Origin of the sequence: Methylobacterium frigidaeris, from assembly GCF_022179185.1 — a bacterium.
Classification (GTDB): Bacteria; Pseudomonadota; Alphaproteobacteria; order Rhizobiales; family Beijerinckiaceae; genus Methylobacterium; species Methylobacterium frigidaeris.
The window spans coordinates 23543-39523 of sequence record NZ_BPQJ01000013.1; the positions used below are offsets into that span (position 1 = coordinate 23543).

Genomic DNA, 15981 nt, shown 5'->3' on the forward strand with positions numbered 1-15981 from the left:
CGAGGGCGCCGGTGGCGGACTCCGCAGCCAGCGCGATGGCGGCGGCGACATCCTCGGCTTGGCGCGTCAGGTGCTCGATCGTGCTGCGCAGGGTCGCGTCGAGGGACTGGGCGCGGGTCGCCACAGCGTGGCCGGCCTCCTCGGCGGCGCGGGCGAAGGCGGCAGCCGCCTCCTCGGTGTGCTCGCCGACATGGCCGGTGGCCGCCTCCGCAGCGGCGCGGAACCTGTCGGCCAGGGCGGCGGCGCGGGCGTCGAGATCGGCCCCGATCTCGTCCGCGGTGCGGCGCAGGCCCTCGCCGGCGTCGGCGGTGCGGGCCTCGAAGCCGCCCTGCAGGGCATCGGCCGCGAGGGCCAGTGCGGCTTGCGTCTCCTGCGTGCGCCGGTCGAAGCCCTCGGCGAGGTCGCGGCTCCGGATCTCGAAGGCGGTGGCCAGCCCATCGAGGGCCTGGCCGATCCGGCCCTCGGCCTCCCCCGTGCGCTCGGCCACCAGGGCGGCGACGCGCTCTCCGGTCTGGTCCAGGCTGCGCTCCAGGCTGCCGCCATGGCCGACCAGCACCTCCTCGACGCGCCCGATCGTCTCCTCGAGACGGGCGGCAAGGTCGGCCCCGCGCACGCCGAGGGCCTGGGCGGCGTCCTCGACCAGGGTCGAGAGATCGTCGCGCACCCGCGTGGCGCGGTCGCCGAAGGCGGTGATGACGCCGTCGCTGGCGCGGGCGAGCCCGGCCTCGGCCGCCGCCGCCCGGGCCTCGATCGCCGCCGCGACGCCGTCGCCGGCCTGCTCGATCTCCTCGCGCAGCGCGATGCCGCGGTCCGAGATATGGGCCGCGATGGCGCTTCCGGAGGCGGCGAAGCGCTCGGTGATGGACGCGCCTGTCTCGGCGAACCGCTCGGTGAGGTCGCCGCCGCGGGCGAGGAAGCGCTCCTCCAGCCCCTGCGCCGAGCGCTCGAAGGTGTCGCGGACCTGGGCGCCCTCGCGGTTGAGGGCCTCGATCACCTCGGCGCCGGTCTCCGCCAGGGTGCGGGCGACGGTGCCGGCATTCTCGGCGAGCGTGCGGGTGAGGAGGCCGCCGGTGCGCTCGAACGCCTCCGTGACCTCGACCGCCCGGCTCTCGAGCGCGCGGCTCAACGAGTCGCCGACGGTGCCGAGATCGGACTTCACCCCCTCGCTGGTGGCGACGAGGCGCTGCACCAGGTCGTCGCCGCGGCCCGCCACCGCCTCGACCACCCGGTCGCCGGTGGCTGCCAAGGCGGCCGTAACCGCCTCGCCGCGATCGCCGATCGCCGCCGTGATCGCCTCGCCGCGGGCGCCGAGCGCGGCGGTGACCCGCTCGCCGGCACCGTCGACGGCCGTGACGATGCGCTCGGCGGCGGTGTCGAGCTCCTGGGTCAGGTTCTGGTGCGAGCCCTGGATCGCGCCGCGCACCCGCTCGGCATTGGCGACGATCGACTCGCGCTGCGCCACCAGCTCCTCGACGAGGGAGCGGATGCGGATCTCGTTGTCCGAATAGGCGCGCTCCAGGGTCGAGATCTCGCCGCGCACCAGGGTCTCGAGCTCGCCGGCGCGGGCGAGCGCCCGCTCGACGCCGTCGCCGACCGCCGCGACCTCGCGGCGGACCGCCTGCGACATGGTCAGGACCGCGTCGGTGGAGAACCCCTCGGGCTCGGCGAGCCGGATCGCCACCTCGCCGACCGCGCGAGCGACGTGACGCATCTCCTGGGCGCGCACCGCCAGCATGGCGGCGATGAAGAACAGCATAACCGGGGCGAGCACCGCCGCCGCGCCGATCGCACCCTGGAGGCCGCTGAGCCCTGAGGCGAAGCCGCGCAGGTCGCCGCCGGACTGGCTCCAGGCGAGGGCCGCGAAGCCGGCGAGCCAGACGAGGGCGGCGAGGCTCGCGACGACGTAGGGCGCGCGCGAAGGCTCGATCCGCAGGGTCTGCTGCAGGGCCCCGACGCTGCGGCGGTCGTCGTTGGCGACGAGGGAGCGGTCGGGCGGCAGGAGCCCACCCTCGCGGCGGCCGTCGCGGGACGCGGGAAGGGAACTGCCGTCGAAGCCGGGCTCGCGGACGGCGCCGGGATTCGAAAGGGGATCGGACAAGGGGTCGGAATCGTGCACGTCGGGCAGGCGGGGCTCGACCCGGCTGCCGTCGGCAACGTCCGTCGATCGGGCGTCGGGCGATCGGGCGTCGGGCCCCGCCGGATGGTCCAGGTTCAGGGCCTGCTCAATCGCCGACAGCGCCGCTTCCGCCGGATCCTTGAGCTTCTTTTCCGTCGCCATCGAACGCCTCGTTACGCCGTGAACGCCGCCGGGCGGCCCGTGAGGGTCGCCGCGCCGCATCATCCCGAGATCCCGCGAAACCCGCGCCGTGCCGCCAGCCGGCGCGATCTCAGCGGTTTACCACGAGAACCTTAGACGCAAGGAGTACCAGCCGGATACCCGGACCGCGCCAACCCTCCCAAAAAGCTTAACGGAATGGTTACCATGTGTCCGGCGCGCCGCGCCCGATCCCGCTATCCTGCCGCAGAGTCTCGGCTTTGCCGGCCGGAGGACGGGACCGGGCGAGCCGCGATCGCGCTGTGGACAGACTTCCACCGGATCCGCCGGAACCTCTCCGCCCACAGCCGCGCGTGCTTCGGGACCTTGCATCCGGCCAAGGCCTGCGGGATCTGGCCTGGTCCCTCCCGACGATCCCCTCCGACAGGCTCACGCGAGAGGCCCCGATGGAACCGCTCCTCGACCGCGCGCATCTCGACCGGCAGACCTTCGGCGACGCCGACCTCGCCCGCGAGGTGCTGGCGCTGTTCGCAGGCCAGTGCGACCGGCTGGTGCCCGGGCTGTCCGATCTGGACCTGGCGCCCGACGCCCGGGCGGACCTCGCCCATACCCTGAAAGGGTCCGCCCTCGGCATCGGTGCCGCCCGCGTGGCGGCACTGGCCGGGCGGCTCGAAGCAGCCCTGCGGGCCGGCGACGGAGAGACGGCGCGCGCCCTCGCGCCGGCCCTGGCCGGGACGGTGCAGGAGACGCTGGCGCTTCTCTGAGCCCTCAGGCTCCAGGCCTCGCGCTCCACGCCGCGAGCCATGCTGCGACGCGTATGCCGCGCGACGCACGGCGCGCTTGCATTCCGGGGCGGCAGCCGCCAATCAGACCCCGCCGCGTCCTTACGTCCGACCCGCGGCCGCGCTCGAGGCTTCCGGAGTCCCAGATGGTCCAGATCACCTACGTCGATGCCGCCGGCACGCCCCGCACCGTGAAGGGCGAGGTCGGCTCGACCGTGATGGAGACCGCGATCCGCAACAACGTTCCGGGCATCGATGCGGAATGCGGCGGCGCCTGCGCCTGCGCGACCTGCCACGTCTATGTCGGCGAGGACTGGGCGGAGGCGGTCGGCCCGGCCGAGCCGATGGAGCAGGACATGCTCGACTTCGCCTCGGACGTGCGGCCGAGTTCCCGCCTGTCGTGCCAGATCCGGCTCAAGCCCGAGCTCGACGGCCTCACCGTTACCACCCCGGCCCGCCAGGGCTGAGGCGGGCCCGGACTGGTTCTCAGCATTCCGTAGAGGAATGGCGATGCCTCAGCTACGGTTGGGCCGGTTGCGAGCCGCGCGTAGTCCCGCCCTCAGGGCCATACCCCGCGACGGGACTGAACAGGCCAGCGGCCTCGACCGCCTCGGCCACGCAATTCCTTAAGCATCGGCGTTCGAGGATCACGGCCGACATCCGGGGACGACCCGGAGGAGGAGGGGCGCCGTGATGAACCAGGCCCGAAGGGTGGGCGACGATCGTGCCGGGGAGGGGTGCGCCCTGTCGGACATCGCGGCCGCGGCGACGACCCTGCGCCAGGCCGCGCACGACAAGACGCAGCGCATCCGCCAGATCACCAGCCAGGTGAAGATGCTGGCCCTCAACGCCCGCATCGAGAGCAGCCGGGTCGGCGAACACGGGCGCGGCTTCACGGTGGTGGCCAACGAGGTCGGTGCCGTCGGCGAGGCGATCGCCGGTCTCGCCCAGGAGCTGGAAGCCGACGTCGATGGGCGCATCGTCGGGCTGCAGGAGCAGGTCTCCTGGCTGGTGACCCGGGCGCAGGGCGAGCGCCTGGTCGACCTCGCCCTCAACGCGGTGGAGCTGATCGACCGCAATCTCTACGAGCGGACCTGCGACGTGCGCTGGTGGGCGACCGACGCCGCGGTCGTGGCCTGCGCGGCGGAGCCGAGCACGGCGGCGGCGGCCTTCGCCGAGAAGCGGCTCGGCGTGATCCTGTCCGCCTACACGGTCTATCTCGATCTCTGGCTGTGCGACCTCGACGGCCGCATCCTCGCCACCGGTCGGCCCGACCGTTTCCCCGGCCTGCGCGGCCAGAGCGTGGCGCAGGAGCCCTGGTTCCGGCAGGCCGCCACGCTCGCCTCGGGCGACGAGTACACGGCGGCCGACATCCGGACGGAGCCGCGCCTCGGCAGCGCCCAGGTGGCGACCTACTGCGCCAGCGTGCGCCAGGACGGCGAGGCCGCGGGTCGCCCCGTCGGCGTGCTGGCGATCCATTTCGACTGGGAGCCGCAGGCGCAGGCGATCGTCCAGGGCGTGCGTGTGGTGCCGGAGGACCGCTCCCGCACGCGCGTGCTGCTCGTCGATGCGGCGCACCGCGTGATCGCCGCGAGCGACGGCACCGGACTCCTGAGCGAGCGGCTGCGGCTCGAACTCGACGATCCGGTCAGCGGCGCCCGGCCGACGAAAGACCGCAAGGGCCTCGTCGCCTATCACCGCACGCCCGGCTACGAGACCTACCGGGGTCTCGGCTGGTACGGGGTGATCGTGCAGGGGGCGGGGTGAAGCCTCAACGGAGCAGGGCCCGCGTGGCCTGGTCGATGCCGTCGAGGGTCAGCGGGTACATCCGGTCGGAGACGATCTGGCGGATCATCGCGTTCGACTGCGAGTAGCCCCACTGCGCCTGCGGCACGGGGTTGAGCCAGGCCACTTTCGGGAAATGGGCCAGCACCCGCTCGAGCCACACCCGGCCGGACTCCTCGTTCCAGTGCTCGACCGAGCCGCCCGCCATCGCGATCTCGTAGGGCGACATCGCCGCGTCGCCGACGAAAACCACCCGGTAGTCGGACGGGTAGGTGCGGATCACGTCGAGGAGCGGCGTCGCCTCGGTATGGCGCCTGCGGTTGTCCTTCCAGACTTTCTCGTAGAGGCAGTTGTGGAAGTAGAAGTGCTCGAAGTGCTTGAACTCGGAGCGGGCGGCGGAGAAGAGCTGCTCGGCCAGCTCGACGTGCCAGTCCATCGATCCGCCGACATCGAGGAACAGCAGCACCTTGACGGCGTTGCGCCGCTCCGGCCGCAGGCGGAGATCGAGCATGCCGTGGCGGGCAGTCTCGCGGATTGTGCCGTCGAGGTCGAGCTCGTCCGCCGCGCCGGTGCGGGCGAAGCGGCGCAGGCGCCGCAGGGCCAGCCGGATGGTGCGCGAGCCGAGTTCCGCCGAATCATCCAGGTCCTTGAAGGTACGCTGGTCCCAGACCTTCACGGCCCGGAAGTTGCGATTGCCGTCCTGGCCGATGCGGATGCCTTCCGGGTTGTAGCCGTAGGCGCCGAAGGGCGAGGTGCCCCCGGTCCCGATCCATTTCGAGCCGCCCTGGTGGCGCCCCTTCTGCTCGGCCAGCCGCTCCTTCAGGGTCTCGAACAGCCTGTCCCAGCCCAGCGCCTGGATCTGCGCCCGCTCCTCCTCGGTGAGGTATTTCTCGGCCAGCTTGCGCAGCCATTCCTCTGGAATGGCTTGCGGCTCCACCGCCTCCCCGACCGTGACCACACCCTTGAAGACGCGGCCGAACACCCGATCGAACTTGTCGAGGTTGCGCTCGTCCTTCACCAGGGCGGTGCGGGAGAGATAGTAGAAGTCCTCGACCCGCTGGTCGGCGAGGTCGCGATCGAGGGCCTCGAGCAGGGTCAGGTACTCGCGCAGCGAGACCGGGACCTTGGCGGCGCGCAGCTCGGTGAAGAAGGTCAGCAGCATGGCACCGATCAACGCGCCGCGGCGCGTGTCGGTCAAGCCCTCTTGCGGGTCTCCCCGGGCAGAGGCACCGGGTCCCGTCGCCGCGCCTCCGCCGCGAGGTTCCAGACGATGCCGCCGACGATCAGCCCGGCGCCGAGGAATAGCCATGGGTCGAGGGGTTCGCCGTAGAGGCGCCATCCGAGCACCGCGATGAGCGGGATTCGCAGGAAATCGAGCGGCATGACCAGGATGGCGTCGCCGCGCCGGTAGGCGCTGGTCAGGCACCAGTGCGAGGTGAGCCCGGCGATGCAGAGAAGCGCCAGCGCCAGCCCGTGACGGCCCTCGAAGGCCTGGACCGGCACGGCCGGGAAGAGCCGGCCGGCCGCGAGGTTGAGGGGCAGCTGGATCAGGTTCATCCAGAACAGGATCGACAGCACGCTCTCGGTCCGGGTCAGCGCCTTGGTGGCGACCGCGGTCAGGGCGAACATCACCGCCGCGCCCAGCACGACCAGGCTCGCCGGCTGCAATGCAGCCAGACCTGGCCGCAGCACCACCAGCACGCCGAGGAAGCCGAGGGCCACCGCCGCGACCCGGCTCGCGGTCAGCCGCTCGCGCAGGATCAGCACCGCCAGCAGCGTGACCCAGGCCGGCGTGGTGAACTCCAGGGCGAACACCACCGCGAGAGGCAGCAGCGTGACACCGAGAGACCAGGCGTAGTTGCCGCCCCAATGGACGAGGTTGCGGGCAAGGTGCAGCGGCATCCGTCGCGCCGGGAGCGGCCGGCGGCGCAACAGCGCGACCGCGCCGACGATCGCCACCCCGGCCCCCGCCCGGGCCGCCAGGATGTCGAACAGGCCGAGCGCCGGCGCCAGCTCGCGCACGGCGATCGCGGTCGCCGAGAACGACAGCAGGGCGCCGGCCATCCAGAGGACGACGGCGGCGAGGTCGGGGAGGGGTTTCACCGCGGGTCGTTTACGGCCAGCGCACCGTCGGCGGCATTGAGGACAGGATCGACGCGACGTTGCCGCCGGTCTTCAGGCCGAAGATCGTGCCGCGGTCGTAGAGCAGGTTGAACTCGACGTAGCGGCCGCGGCGCACCTGCTGCTCGTGGCGGTCGGCCTCGGTCCAGGGGGTGGCGAGGTTGCGCCGCACGATCTCGGGATAGATCCGCAGGAAGGCCTCGCCCACCTCGCGGGTGAAGGCGAGGTCCGCCGCCGGTTCGCCGGTCCAGTGATAGTCGTAGAAGATGCCGCCGATGCCGCGCGGCTCGTTGCGGTGCTTGAGGTGGAAGTACTCGTCGCACCAGGCCTTGTAGCGGGCGTAATCCGCGGCCGGGTGCTTGCCGCAGGCCTCCTCGAACGCGGCATGGAACGCGACCGTGTCCGGATCCTCCTGGTTTCGGCGCCGGTCGAGGACCGGGGTCAGGTCCGCCCCGCCGCCGAACCACGGCTTCGTCGTCACCACGAAGCGGGTGTTCATGTGCACGGTCGGCACGTGCGGGTTCCACGGATGGGCGATCAGCGAGAGGCCGGTGGCGAAGAAGCGCGGATCCTCCGCGGCGCCCGGGATCTGCCCGCGGAACTCGGGGGCGAACTCGCCGTGCACCGCCGAGACGTGCACGCCGCACTTCTCGAACACCCGGCCGCGCAGCATCGCCATGGTGCCGCCGCCGCCCGGCGCGCCGGAATGGTCCTGGCGCTCCCAGGGCGTGCGCTCGAACCGCCCCGGCCTGCCGGCTTCGGGGGCGAACGGCCCCGTCGCCTCCTCCTCCAGGCGCTCGAAGGCGGTGCAGATCCGGTCGCGCAGGGTGGAGAACCAGGTGGTCGCCTCGGTCTTGAGCGCGGCGATGTCGGGAGCGGCTTCGGTCATGGATGTCTCATCCCATACCGGCGGGCGCGGGCCAAGGCGTCTGACGGCCGAGGCATCAGACGGCGCCGAGCTGGCGCAGGCCCTCGCCCAGGATCATCCCGGCCGCCACCGCCACGTTGAGCGAGCGCATCCCGGCCTGCATCGGGATCGCCACCCGGGCCTCGGCATCGGCGTGGACCGCCTCCGGCACCCCGGCCGATTCGCGCCCGACCATCAGGCAGTCGCCGTCCCGGAAGGCGTGCGCCGTGTAGGGCACCGAGCCGGTGGTGGTGGCGAGCACCAGGCGAGTCCCGGCCTCCCGGCGCCAGGCATCGAAGGCGGCGTAGGAGCGGTGACGGGTGATCGCGACGTGGTCGAGGTAGTCGAGGCCGGAGCGGCGCAGGTGGCGGTCCGAGACGTCGAACCCCGCCGGCTCGATGATCTCGACGGCGACGCCGAGGCAGGCGGCGAGGCGCAGCATCGTGCCGGTGTTCTGCGGGATGTCGGGCTGGTAGAGGGCGAGGCGCAGCATGGTTCCGGGAATGTCAGGTCCGATGCCCCGTCATATGCCGGTCAGCGGCCTGCGGCATCACCCCCCGGTTGGCGTCGGGCCGCCGCCGCATAGCTGAGACACCCGTCACCCTGGGTACCCCGCATGTTCCTCGACTGGCTCGAGCGCCGCATCGATCCCTTCGCCCCCTTCGATGAGGCGCGCCGCCCGCCTGACACGGTGGCGGGCTTCGCCTGGTTCTACCTGCGGCCGGTGCGCGAACCCCTGGCGGTGCTGTTCGTGGCGGCGCTCGCCGCCGGCAGCGTCGAGGCCTCGCTCTACCTGCTGATGGGCTGGTTCGTCGACATCCTGGCCCGGTCCGGCCCGGAAAACCTGTGGCGCGACCACGGCACCGGGTTGATGCTGGCCGCCGGCCTGATCCTGGTAGTGCGGCCGCTCCTCGCCTGGCTGCACGAGGTGCTGTCGAACCAGCTCGTGGTGCCGCAGACCACCGGCCTGATCCGGTGGCGCACCCATCTCTACACCCTCGGCCATGCCCTGTCGTACTTCCAGGCCGATTTCGCCGGGCGGCTCGCCAACCGGGTGACGCAGGTCGGGGTGGCGGTGCGCGAGCTCGCCATCGTGGTCATCGACACCCTGCTCTACGTCGCGATCTTCGCGGTCACGGCGGTCAGCCTGTTCGGGTCGATCAGCCCGTGGCTGATGCTGCCGGTCGTCGTCTGGATCCTGGCCTATGCGGGGCTGACCACCTACTTCGTGCCCCGCGCCCGGGCGCGCTCGCTCACGGTCGCCGATACCCGCTCGGTCCTCATCGGGCGCATCGTCGACAGCTACACCAACATCCTGACCGTCAAGCTGTTCGCCCGCGATCGCGAGGAGCGCTCGGCGGTGCGCGCGGCCACGATCGAGCACACCGACGCCTACCTGCATTCCTTCCGTCTCGTCACGGCGGTGACCGGCACGCTCTCGCTCCTCAACAGCGGCCTGATCGTCGCGACCGCCGGGGTGGTGCTGGCCCTGTGGTCGCGCGGGCAGATGACGACCGGGGAGGGCGCGGCGGGCCTCGCCCTGGTGCTGCGGCTGATCGCGATGTCGGGCTGGGTGATGCAGACCGTGCGCGGGCTGTTCGAGCATATCGGCGTGGTGCAGGAGAGCATGCAGACCATCGCCCGCCCGCACGCGCTCACCGACCGGCCGGATGCCCGCGACCTCGCGGTGACGGGCGGCGAGGTGCGCTTCGAGGGCGTCAGCTTCCATTACGGCCGGGAGGAGGCCGGGATCATCAAGGATCTGACCTTGCGGATCGCTGCCGGCGAGAAGGTCGGCCTCGTCGGCCCGAGCGGGGCGGGCAAGACCACGCTGACCTCGCTGCTTCTGCGCCTGCACGACCTCGAGGGCGGCCGCATCCTGATCGACGGGCAGGACATCGCGGAGGTGACGCAAGCCTCGCTGCGCCGGCAGATCGCCGTGGTGACGCAGGACACCTCGCTGCTCCACCGCTCGATCCGCGACAACATCGCGTATGGCCGCGAGGACGCGACCGAGGCGGGGATCACCGAGGCGGCCAAGGCGGCGCATGCCGACGCCTTCATCCGCGATCTCACCGACCACAAGGGCCGCGGCGGCTACGACGCCCAGGTCGGCGAGCGCGGCGTCAAGCTGTCGGGCGGCCAGCGCCAGCGCATCGCCATCGCCCGGGTGATCCTGAAGGACGCGCCGATCCTGATCCTCGACGAGGCGACCTCGGCCCTCGATTCGGAGGTCGAGGCGGCGATCCAGAGCTCCCTCGATCGGCTGATGCAGGGCAAGACCGTGCTCGCCATCGCGCACCGCCTCTCGACCATCGCGGCCCTCGACCGGCTGGTGGTGCTGGATCGCGGCCGGATCGTCGAGGAGGGGCGGCACGCCGACCTGGTCAAGGCCGGTGGGCTCTACGCGCGCTTGTGGGCGCGGCAATCCGGCGGGTTCCTGGGAGAGGACGAGGAGCGGGCGGCAGCGGAGTAGGCGGGGCGACGTTCGCGCCTTGAGACCGGAATCGGAGAAGATCTCACTGCCAGATATCAGTGAGATCTTCTTCGACCACGCGGCAGGATTTTCACTCTCCGCGTCATCCCGAGGCCGCGCAGCGGAACCGATGACGATGTAGCAGTGGTAAGCAACTCGTAAGATAAAACCAAGGATGGTTTGACTTAATTTGTCGACGTCATCTCACCCGCGATCTCATCCTGAGATCGTGGTGAGATGACGTCGACGCTTGCGACGCTGCTTACATCAAGCAAACAGAGTCCCGGCGCGATCACTGCTGCGCAAAAAACTTCGGATCGAGCGCCGACAGTGCGATCAGCGGCGCCGGCATCACCACCCCGGCCCGTCGGATCGACTGCGCCGCCGCCCGGCAGGCCTGGATGTCGTTGGCCGCGGCCGCCGCGTCGGCCTGCGCGACCTGCTCCGGGGTCGGCTTCTTCTGCGCCGGAGCCCCGGCCGGGGCGGGGGCGGCCTGGGATTGGGCCTGAGCCTGGCCCTGCGGGCCGGAAGCGCCGGGCCCGGTCTGGGCCACCGGCCCGCTCAGGCCCGATTTCTGCTGCGTCTCGCCGGCGCCGCTGCTCGGCTGCTGCGCCTCGCCGCGGTCGGGCGCCTGCACGGCCGCCGCCGCGGGCTGCGCGGCGCTCGCGGGAGGCGTATCCGGCGCCTTCGGATGAACGAAGGCGAGGAGCTCCTGGCACAGATTCGCCGGCGGCCCGGCGGCCTGGGCGGCGCTCAGGCTGGCGGCGAGGCCGGCAGCGGCGAGGATGATGCTGATGCGGCTCACGAGCCCGCCTCCGCCTTGTGGCCGGCCGGCTTGTGGCCTGCTCCGCCCGGATCCTTGATGTCGCCGGTCCAACGCGGACCGACGAGGTTGGTGCCAGGGTCCGAGACCCGGGCGCCGGAGGTGGCGAAGGCCTGGTAGGCGAAGCGCTGGTTCTCGGCGAGCAGGAAGCTCGCTGCGGTCGCCAGCACCACCGCCATCGCCACCGCGACCAGGAAGGCTTTCATCGCTCTCTCCGCACCCGCTTGTTCGGCCGGGACATCATTCGGCAGGAACCTGGCCGCGGCCGAGCTGCGGCCCGCTCGCGGTCTTGGCCTGCTGTTCCTTGACCCAGAGGTCGTGGTGCACCTTGGCCCAGGCCAGGTCCACCTCGCCGCTGCCCATGGCGTCGTAGGCGCCCTCCATGCCCAGCGACCCGATATAGATGTGGGCCAGGATGCCGGCGATGAACACAACGCCGATCAGCGAGTGGATCACCTGCATGATCTGCATCCCGTTGATGTCGGTCGCCGCGAACGGGAAGATCATCATGATGCCGGTGGCGCCCATGGCCAGCCCGAAGCCGACCACCATCCAGAACACCATCTTCTGGCCGGCATTGAAGCGGCCGGCGCTCGGATGCGCGTCGCCCAGAAGGCCGCCGCCCTGCTTGAGCCAGATCCAGTCGATCTTGCCCGGGATGTTGTCCTTGATCCAGAGCACGAGCATGAACAGCACGCCGAGCATGAACGGCCAGGCGAGGTAGATATGCGCGTACTTGCCGTATTGGGCCAGGGTCGCGAACGCCTCCGGCCCGATCAGCGGCATCAGCAGGCGCTTGCCGAAGATGTAGTTCAGGCCTGAGAGCGACAGGATGATGAAGCAGGTCGCCGTCATCCAGTGCGAGAAACGCTCGAAGCTGTTGAAGCGCAGGATCTTCTTGCCCGACTCCTCGCTGTGCTCGAGGCGGATGCGGCCGCGGGTGAAGTAGAACAGGCCGAGCGCGGCGAGCATGCCGAGCACCACCAGCCCCCCGATCCAGGGAAGCCAGGATTCGCGGAACTCGCGCCACTCCCGCCCTTGCGGCTGGATCAGGTTGGCGGCGGTGGCGTTCGGGATCGAGATCCGGCCGTGGATCTTCGGGTCCTGCTTGAACAGCATCTCCTCGTTGACCGAGGAGGCGGTCGGGTTGGGGGCGCCGTCCGGGGCGCGCACCTGGGCGACGGCGGGGACCGTCAGCGCCAGGGTCGCCGCCAGGAGGGCGATGGAGGTCAGCCTGCGCATCGGCGTCGTTCCCTCAGATCGCGATCGTCTCGCGGTAGGCCGTCTTCCAGCCCCAGGCGCCCGAGCCGTAGCCGCGCTTGATCACCCGCTCCTTGTAGATCTGGGCGATCATCTCGCCGTCACCGGCGAGCAGCGACTTGGTCGAGCACATCTCGGCGCAGAGCGGCAGCTTGCCCTCCGCGAGGCGGTTCGAGCCGTACTTCTCGTACTCGGCGACCGAGAGGTCGACCTCCGGACCGCCCGAGCAGTAGGTGCACTTGTCCATCTTGCCGCGGGAGCCGAAATTCCCGACCCGCGGGTATTGCGGCGCCCCGAACGGGCAGGCGTAGAAGCAGTAGCCGCAGCCGATGCACAGGTCCTTGGAGTGCAGCACCACGGCGTCGGCCGTGGTGTAGAAGCAATTCACCGGGCACACCGCCGCGCAGGGCGCGTCGGTGCAGTGCATGCAGGCCATCGAGACCGAGCGCTCGCCGGGCTTGCCGTCGTTGAGGGTGATGACCCGGCGACGGTTGATGCCCCACGGCACCTCGTGCTCGTTCTTGCAGGCGGTGACGCAGGCGTTGCACTCGATGCAGCGGTCCGCGTCGCAGAGGAACTTCATTCGCGCCATGAGGATCCCCTCCCTTTACGCCGCGCTGATCTGACAGAGGGTCACCTTGGTCTCCTGCATGCCCGTCACCGGGTCGAAGCCGTAGGTGGTCACGGTGTTCACGCTCTCGCCCAGCACCACCGGGTCGGCGCCCTTCGGGTAGAATTCCCGCATGTCCTTGCCCTGGTACCAGCCCGAGAAGTGGAACGGCATCCAGGCCACGCCCTTGGCGACGCGGTCGGTGACGAGCGCCTTCACCTTGGCCTTCGAGGTATTCTCCGGGCCGTAGACCCAGACGAACTGGCCGTCCTTGATGCCGCGCTCGGCCGCATCCTGGGTGTTGACCTCGACGAACATGTCCTGCTGCAGCTCGGCGAGCCAGGGGTTCGAGCGGGTCTCCTCGCCACCGCCCTCGTACTCGACGAGTCGGCCGGACGACAGGATGATCGGGAACTGCTTCGACACCCCGCGATCGACCGCCGCCTTCTGCACCGAGAAGCCGACATTCGGCATGCGGAACTGCCGCTCGTCCGGCCGGGTCGGGTACTTGGCGACGAGGTCGGGCCGGGGCGAGTAGACCGGCTCGCGGTGAACCGGCACCGGGTCGGGCAGGTTCCAGGCGTTCGCCCGGGCCTTGCCGTTGCCGAACGGGATCACGCCGTGATCGAGGCAGACCCGCTGGATGCCGCCCGACAGGTCGGTCGCCCAGCTGACCGCGTCCGGGTTGTTGCCGCCGATCCGCTGGATCGTCGCCAGCTCGTCCCCCGTCAGGTCCTTGTCCCAGCCGAGCTTGCGGAACACCCCGAAGGTGAATTCCGGGTAGCCGTCGGTCAGGTCCGAGCCCTGCGAGAAGGAGTCTTCGGCCAGCAGCGTCTGGCCGTTGCGCTCGGTGCCGAACCGGGCCCGGAAGGTGCCGCCGCCCTCCTTCACGTGGAGCGCGGTGTTGTAGAGGATGTGGGTGCCCGGGTGGCGGATCTCCGGCTTGCCCCAGCACGGCCACGGCAGGCCGTAATAATCGCCGCCGACCTCAGGATCGTCCTTCGGTGCCCTCAAGGTCACGAGGTCGAACTTGTGCTGGTTCTTCATGTGCGCCTTCAGGCGCTCGGGGCTCTGGCCGCAATAGCCCGTCGACCAGCCGCCGCGGTTGATCTCCCGCAGCAGGTCCTCGGCATCCGGAATGCCGTTGACGATCTTGATGTTCTTGAACAGCGAATCGGCGAAGCCGAGCTTCAACGCCATCCGGTAGATCACCTCGTAGTCGTTCTTCGACTCGAAGGCCGGCGTCACGACCTGCTCGCCCCACTGGATCGAGCGGTTCGAGGCGGTGCGCGACCCGTCCATCTCGAGCGAGGTGCAGATCGGCAGGAGGTAGGTGTTGTCCTTGCGGGCATCCATCGCCGCGAAGGTGGTCGGGTGCGGGTCGGCCACGACGAGCAGTTCCAGCTCCGCCATGCCCTTCACCGCCTCGGGCATCCGGGTCACGGTGTTGCCGCCGTGGCCGAACACCATCATGGCCTTGAGCGGCGTGCGCTGGTCGACCTGGTCGGCGGGCAGGCTGACGGCATCGAACCACCGGGTCGAGGTGAGCCCGGGGGTCTCCATGTTCTCCTTGCGCGAGCGGGCCTTGCGGCCGGCGCTGGCGGGAACCTCGTCGAAGCGCGACTGCAGCCAGTCGTACTCGATCTCCCAGACCCGGGCCCAGTGCTTCCACCCGCCCTCGACGAGGCCGTAATAGAGCGGCAGCGTCGTCACATCGAGGCCGAGATCGGTGGCGCCCTGGACGTTGGTGTGGCCGCGGAAGATGTTGGCGCCGGTGCCCGGCTTGCCCACATTGCCGGTAGCGAGGCACAGGATGCACAGCGCCCGCACGTTGGCGGTGCCGACCGTGTGCTGCGTCGCGCCCATGCACCAGATCAGGGTGGCGGGTTTTTCCTTGGCGAACAATTCGGCGACGCGCTTGAGCTGCTCGCCCGGCACGCCGGAGACCCGCTCGACCTCGTCGGGCGTCCACTTCGCGACTTCCTTGCGGACGTCGTCCATCGCGTAGACGCGCTGGTTGATGAAGTCCTTGTCCTCCCAGCCGTTCTGGAAGATGTGCCAGAGGATGCCCCAGATCACCGGGATGTCGGTGCCCGAGCGGATGCGGACGTATTCGGTCGCGTGCGCCGCCGTGCGGGTGAAGCGCGGATCGATGACGATCATGTTGGCGCGGTTGATCTCCTTGCCCGACAGCACGTGCTGCATGGAGATCGGGTGCGCCTCGGCTGGGTTGCCGCCGAGGATGATCATCGTTTTGGCGTTGCGGATGTCGTTGTAGGAATTCGTCTGGGCGCCGTAGCCCCAGGTGTTGGCGACGCCCGCCACCGTCGTCGAGTGGCAGATGCGGGCCTGGTGGTCGACGTTGTTGGTGCCCCAATACGCCGCGAACTTGCGGAACAGGTACGAGGCCTCGTTGGTGAACTTGGCCGAGCCGAGCCAGTAGACCGAATCCGCACCGGACTTGGCGCGGATCGCCTGGAGCTTGTCGGTGATCTCGGTGATCGCCTGGTCCCAGGAGACCCGTTGCCACTCGCCGTTCACGATCTTCATCGGGTAGCGCAGGCGACGGTCGCTGTGGACGAGCTCGCGGATCGCCGCGCCCTTGGCGCAATGCGCCCCGCGGTTGATCGGGCTCGCCCAGGACGGCTCCTGGCCGACCCAGACGCCGTTGACGACCTCGGCCGTGACGGTGCAGCCGACCGAGCAATGGGTGCAGATGTTCTTGCGGATCACGGCTTGAGCCGGATCGGCCGAGGAGCCGGCGGCCTGGGCCTGCCGCACCGCGCCGAGCCGCACCGTGCCGAGGGCCGCGAGCCCGCCGGCGGCCAGCCCCGATTTCCGCAGGAAGCCGCGGCGGTCGAGGGTGTGGGCGGTCAGGCCCGCGGCGAGGGCCTGGTGGCTGCCGCGGCCCGCAATGCCGCTCCTGCGCTTGGTCAGCATGC

Annotated in this window: 14 protein-coding genes; 4 read left to right on the forward strand and 10 right to left on the reverse strand. The window is 70.6% G+C overall.

The annotated features are described in order from the left end of the window. The coding region (locus MFF64_RS15130) for an apolipoprotein A-IV repeat region-like domain-containing protein (protein WP_238191380.1) at positions 1–2278 on the reverse strand (2278 nt) is incomplete at its 3' end. 443 nt (positions 2279–2721) lie between these two features. Between MFF64_RS15130 and MFF64_RS15135 the strand changes: the two genes are divergently transcribed. The 3 genes from MFF64_RS15135 (at position 2722) to MFF64_RS37845 (ending at position 4824) form a co-directional block, all read left to right on the forward strand. After that, positions 2722–3039, forward strand: a complete 318-nt coding sequence (locus MFF64_RS15135) for an Hpt domain-containing protein (protein WP_099900567.1) — start codon at positions 2722–2724, stop codon at positions 3037–3039. 164 nt (positions 3040–3203) lie between these two features. Continuing rightward, positions 3204–3524, forward strand: a complete 321-nt coding sequence (locus MFF64_RS15140; RefSeq protein WP_093566727.1) for a 2Fe-2S iron-sulfur cluster-binding protein — start codon at positions 3204–3206, stop codon at positions 3522–3524. A 226-nt stretch (positions 3525–3750) separates the two neighbouring features. Next, entirely contained in the window at positions 3751–4824 is a 1074-nt protein-coding gene (locus MFF64_RS37845) for a methyl-accepting chemotaxis protein (protein ID WP_099907636.1), read from the forward strand. 4 nt (positions 4825–4828) lie between these two features. Here MFF64_RS37845 and MFF64_RS15150 read toward each other — a convergent pair whose 3' ends face one another. From MFF64_RS15150 to MFF64_RS15165, 4 genes are read right to left on the reverse strand one after another with little or no spacing between them, the layout of a single operon-like run. Beyond that, positions 4829–6004 carry a vWA domain-containing protein gene (locus tag MFF64_RS15150; protein ID WP_099907639.1) on the reverse strand — a complete coding sequence of 392 codons (1176 nt, stop codon included), beginning with the start codon at positions 6002–6004 and terminating at the stop codon, positions 4829–4831. 32 nt (positions 6005–6036) lie between these two features. Beyond that, the gene (locus MFF64_RS15155; protein ID WP_099907634.1) at positions 6037–6945 is read right to left on the reverse strand and encodes a DMT family transporter; all 909 of its coding nucleotides are present in this window, start codon (positions 6943–6945) and stop codon (positions 6037–6039) included. 10 nt (positions 6946–6955) lie between these two features. Next, positions 6956–7852 carry an oxygen-dependent coproporphyrinogen oxidase gene (hemF, locus tag MFF64_RS15160; protein ID WP_099907632.1) on the reverse strand — a complete coding sequence of 299 codons (897 nt, stop codon included), beginning with the start codon at positions 7850–7852 and terminating at the stop codon, positions 6956–6958. A gap of 55 nt (positions 7853–7907) precedes the next feature. Then, a complete protein-coding gene (locus MFF64_RS15165) occupies positions 7908–8363 on the reverse strand; it encodes a tRNA (cytidine(34)-2'-O)-methyltransferase (RefSeq protein ID WP_099907630.1) in 456 nt (151 codons plus the stop codon). A 123-nt stretch (positions 8364–8486) separates the two neighbouring features. Here MFF64_RS15165 and MFF64_RS15170 point away from each other — a divergent pair, with 123 nt between their 5' ends. Continuing rightward, positions 8487–10346 (forward strand): ABC transporter ATP-binding protein, encoded by a 1860-nt coding sequence (locus MFF64_RS15170; RefSeq protein WP_099907628.1) that lies wholly within the window; start codon positions 8487–8489, stop codon positions 10344–10346. Between the two features lie 292 nt (positions 10347–10638). Here MFF64_RS15170 and MFF64_RS15175 read toward each other — a convergent pair whose 3' ends face one another. The 5 genes from MFF64_RS15175 to MFF64_RS15195 are packed head-to-tail and all read right to left on the reverse strand — an operon-like array spanning position 10639 to position 15979. Continuing rightward, positions 10639–11151: a hypothetical protein gene (locus MFF64_RS15175; protein ID WP_238191381.1), complete on the reverse strand. Its 513-nt coding sequence runs from the start codon at positions 11149–11151 to the stop codon at positions 10639–10641. Further along, positions 11148–11375 (reverse strand): hypothetical protein, encoded by a 228-nt coding sequence (locus MFF64_RS15180; RefSeq protein ID WP_099907627.1) that lies wholly within the window; start codon positions 11373–11375, stop codon positions 11148–11150. Before MFF64_RS15180 ends, MFF64_RS15175 begins: the two co-directional genes overlap by 4 nt. Positions 11376–11409: 34 nt before the next feature. Then, positions 11410–12411, reverse strand: a complete 1002-nt coding sequence (locus MFF64_RS15185; RefSeq protein WP_099907625.1) for a formate dehydrogenase subunit gamma — start codon at positions 12409–12411, stop codon at positions 11410–11412. Between the two features lie 13 nt (positions 12412–12424). Beyond that, positions 12425–13021, reverse strand: a complete 597-nt coding sequence (fdh3B, locus tag MFF64_RS15190) for a formate dehydrogenase FDH3 subunit beta (RefSeq protein ID WP_048442646.1) — start codon at positions 13019–13021, stop codon at positions 12425–12427. A 15-nt stretch (positions 13022–13036) separates the two neighbouring features. Further along, on the reverse strand, positions 13037–15979 hold the full coding sequence (locus MFF64_RS15195; RefSeq protein ID WP_238191383.1) for a formate dehydrogenase subunit alpha: 2943 nt from the start codon (positions 15977–15979) through the stop codon (positions 13037–13039). Positions 15980–15981 lie beyond the last annotated feature (2 nt).

Bases quoted from the DNA above. Each gene is read 5' to 3' on its own strand.
- MFF64_RS15135 (WP_099900567.1), top strand. From the start codon at position 2,722: ATGGAACCGCTCCTCGACCGCGCGCATCTCGACCGGCAGACCTTCGGC.
- MFF64_RS15140 (WP_093566727.1), top strand. From the start codon at position 3,204: ATGGTCCAGATCACCTACGTCGATGCCGCCGGCACGCCCCGCACCGTG.
- MFF64_RS37845 (WP_099907636.1), top strand. From the start codon at position 3,751: ATGAACCAGGCCCGAAGGGTGGGCGACGATCGTGCCGGGGAGGGGTGC.
- MFF64_RS15150 (WP_099907639.1), bottom strand. From the start codon at position 6,004: ATGCTGCTGACCTTCTTCACCGAGCTGCGCGCCGCCAAGGTCCCGGTC.
- hemF (WP_099907632.1), bottom strand. From the start codon at position 7,852: ATGACCGAAGCCGCTCCCGACATCGCCGCGCTCAAGACCGAGGCGACC.
- MFF64_RS15165 (WP_099907630.1), bottom strand. From the start codon at position 8,363: ATGCTGCGCCTCGCCCTCTACCAGCCCGACATCCCGCAGAACACCGGC.
- MFF64_RS15170 (WP_099907628.1), top strand. From the start codon at position 8,487: ATGTTCCTCGACTGGCTCGAGCGCCGCATCGATCCCTTCGCCCCCTTC.
- MFF64_RS15180 (WP_099907627.1), bottom strand. From the start codon at position 11,375: ATGAAAGCCTTCCTGGTCGCGGTGGCGATGGCGGTGGTGCTGGCGACC.
- MFF64_RS15185 (WP_099907625.1), bottom strand. From the start codon at position 12,411: ATGCGCAGGCTGACCTCCATCGCCCTCCTGGCGGCGACCCTGGCGCTG.
- fdh3B (WP_048442646.1), bottom strand. From the start codon at position 13,021: ATGGCGCGAATGAAGTTCCTCTGCGACGCGGACCGCTGCATCGAGTGC.
- MFF64_RS15195 (WP_238191383.1), bottom strand. From the start codon at position 15,979: ATGCTGACCAAGCGCAGGAGCGGCATTGCGGGCCGCGGCAGCCACCAG.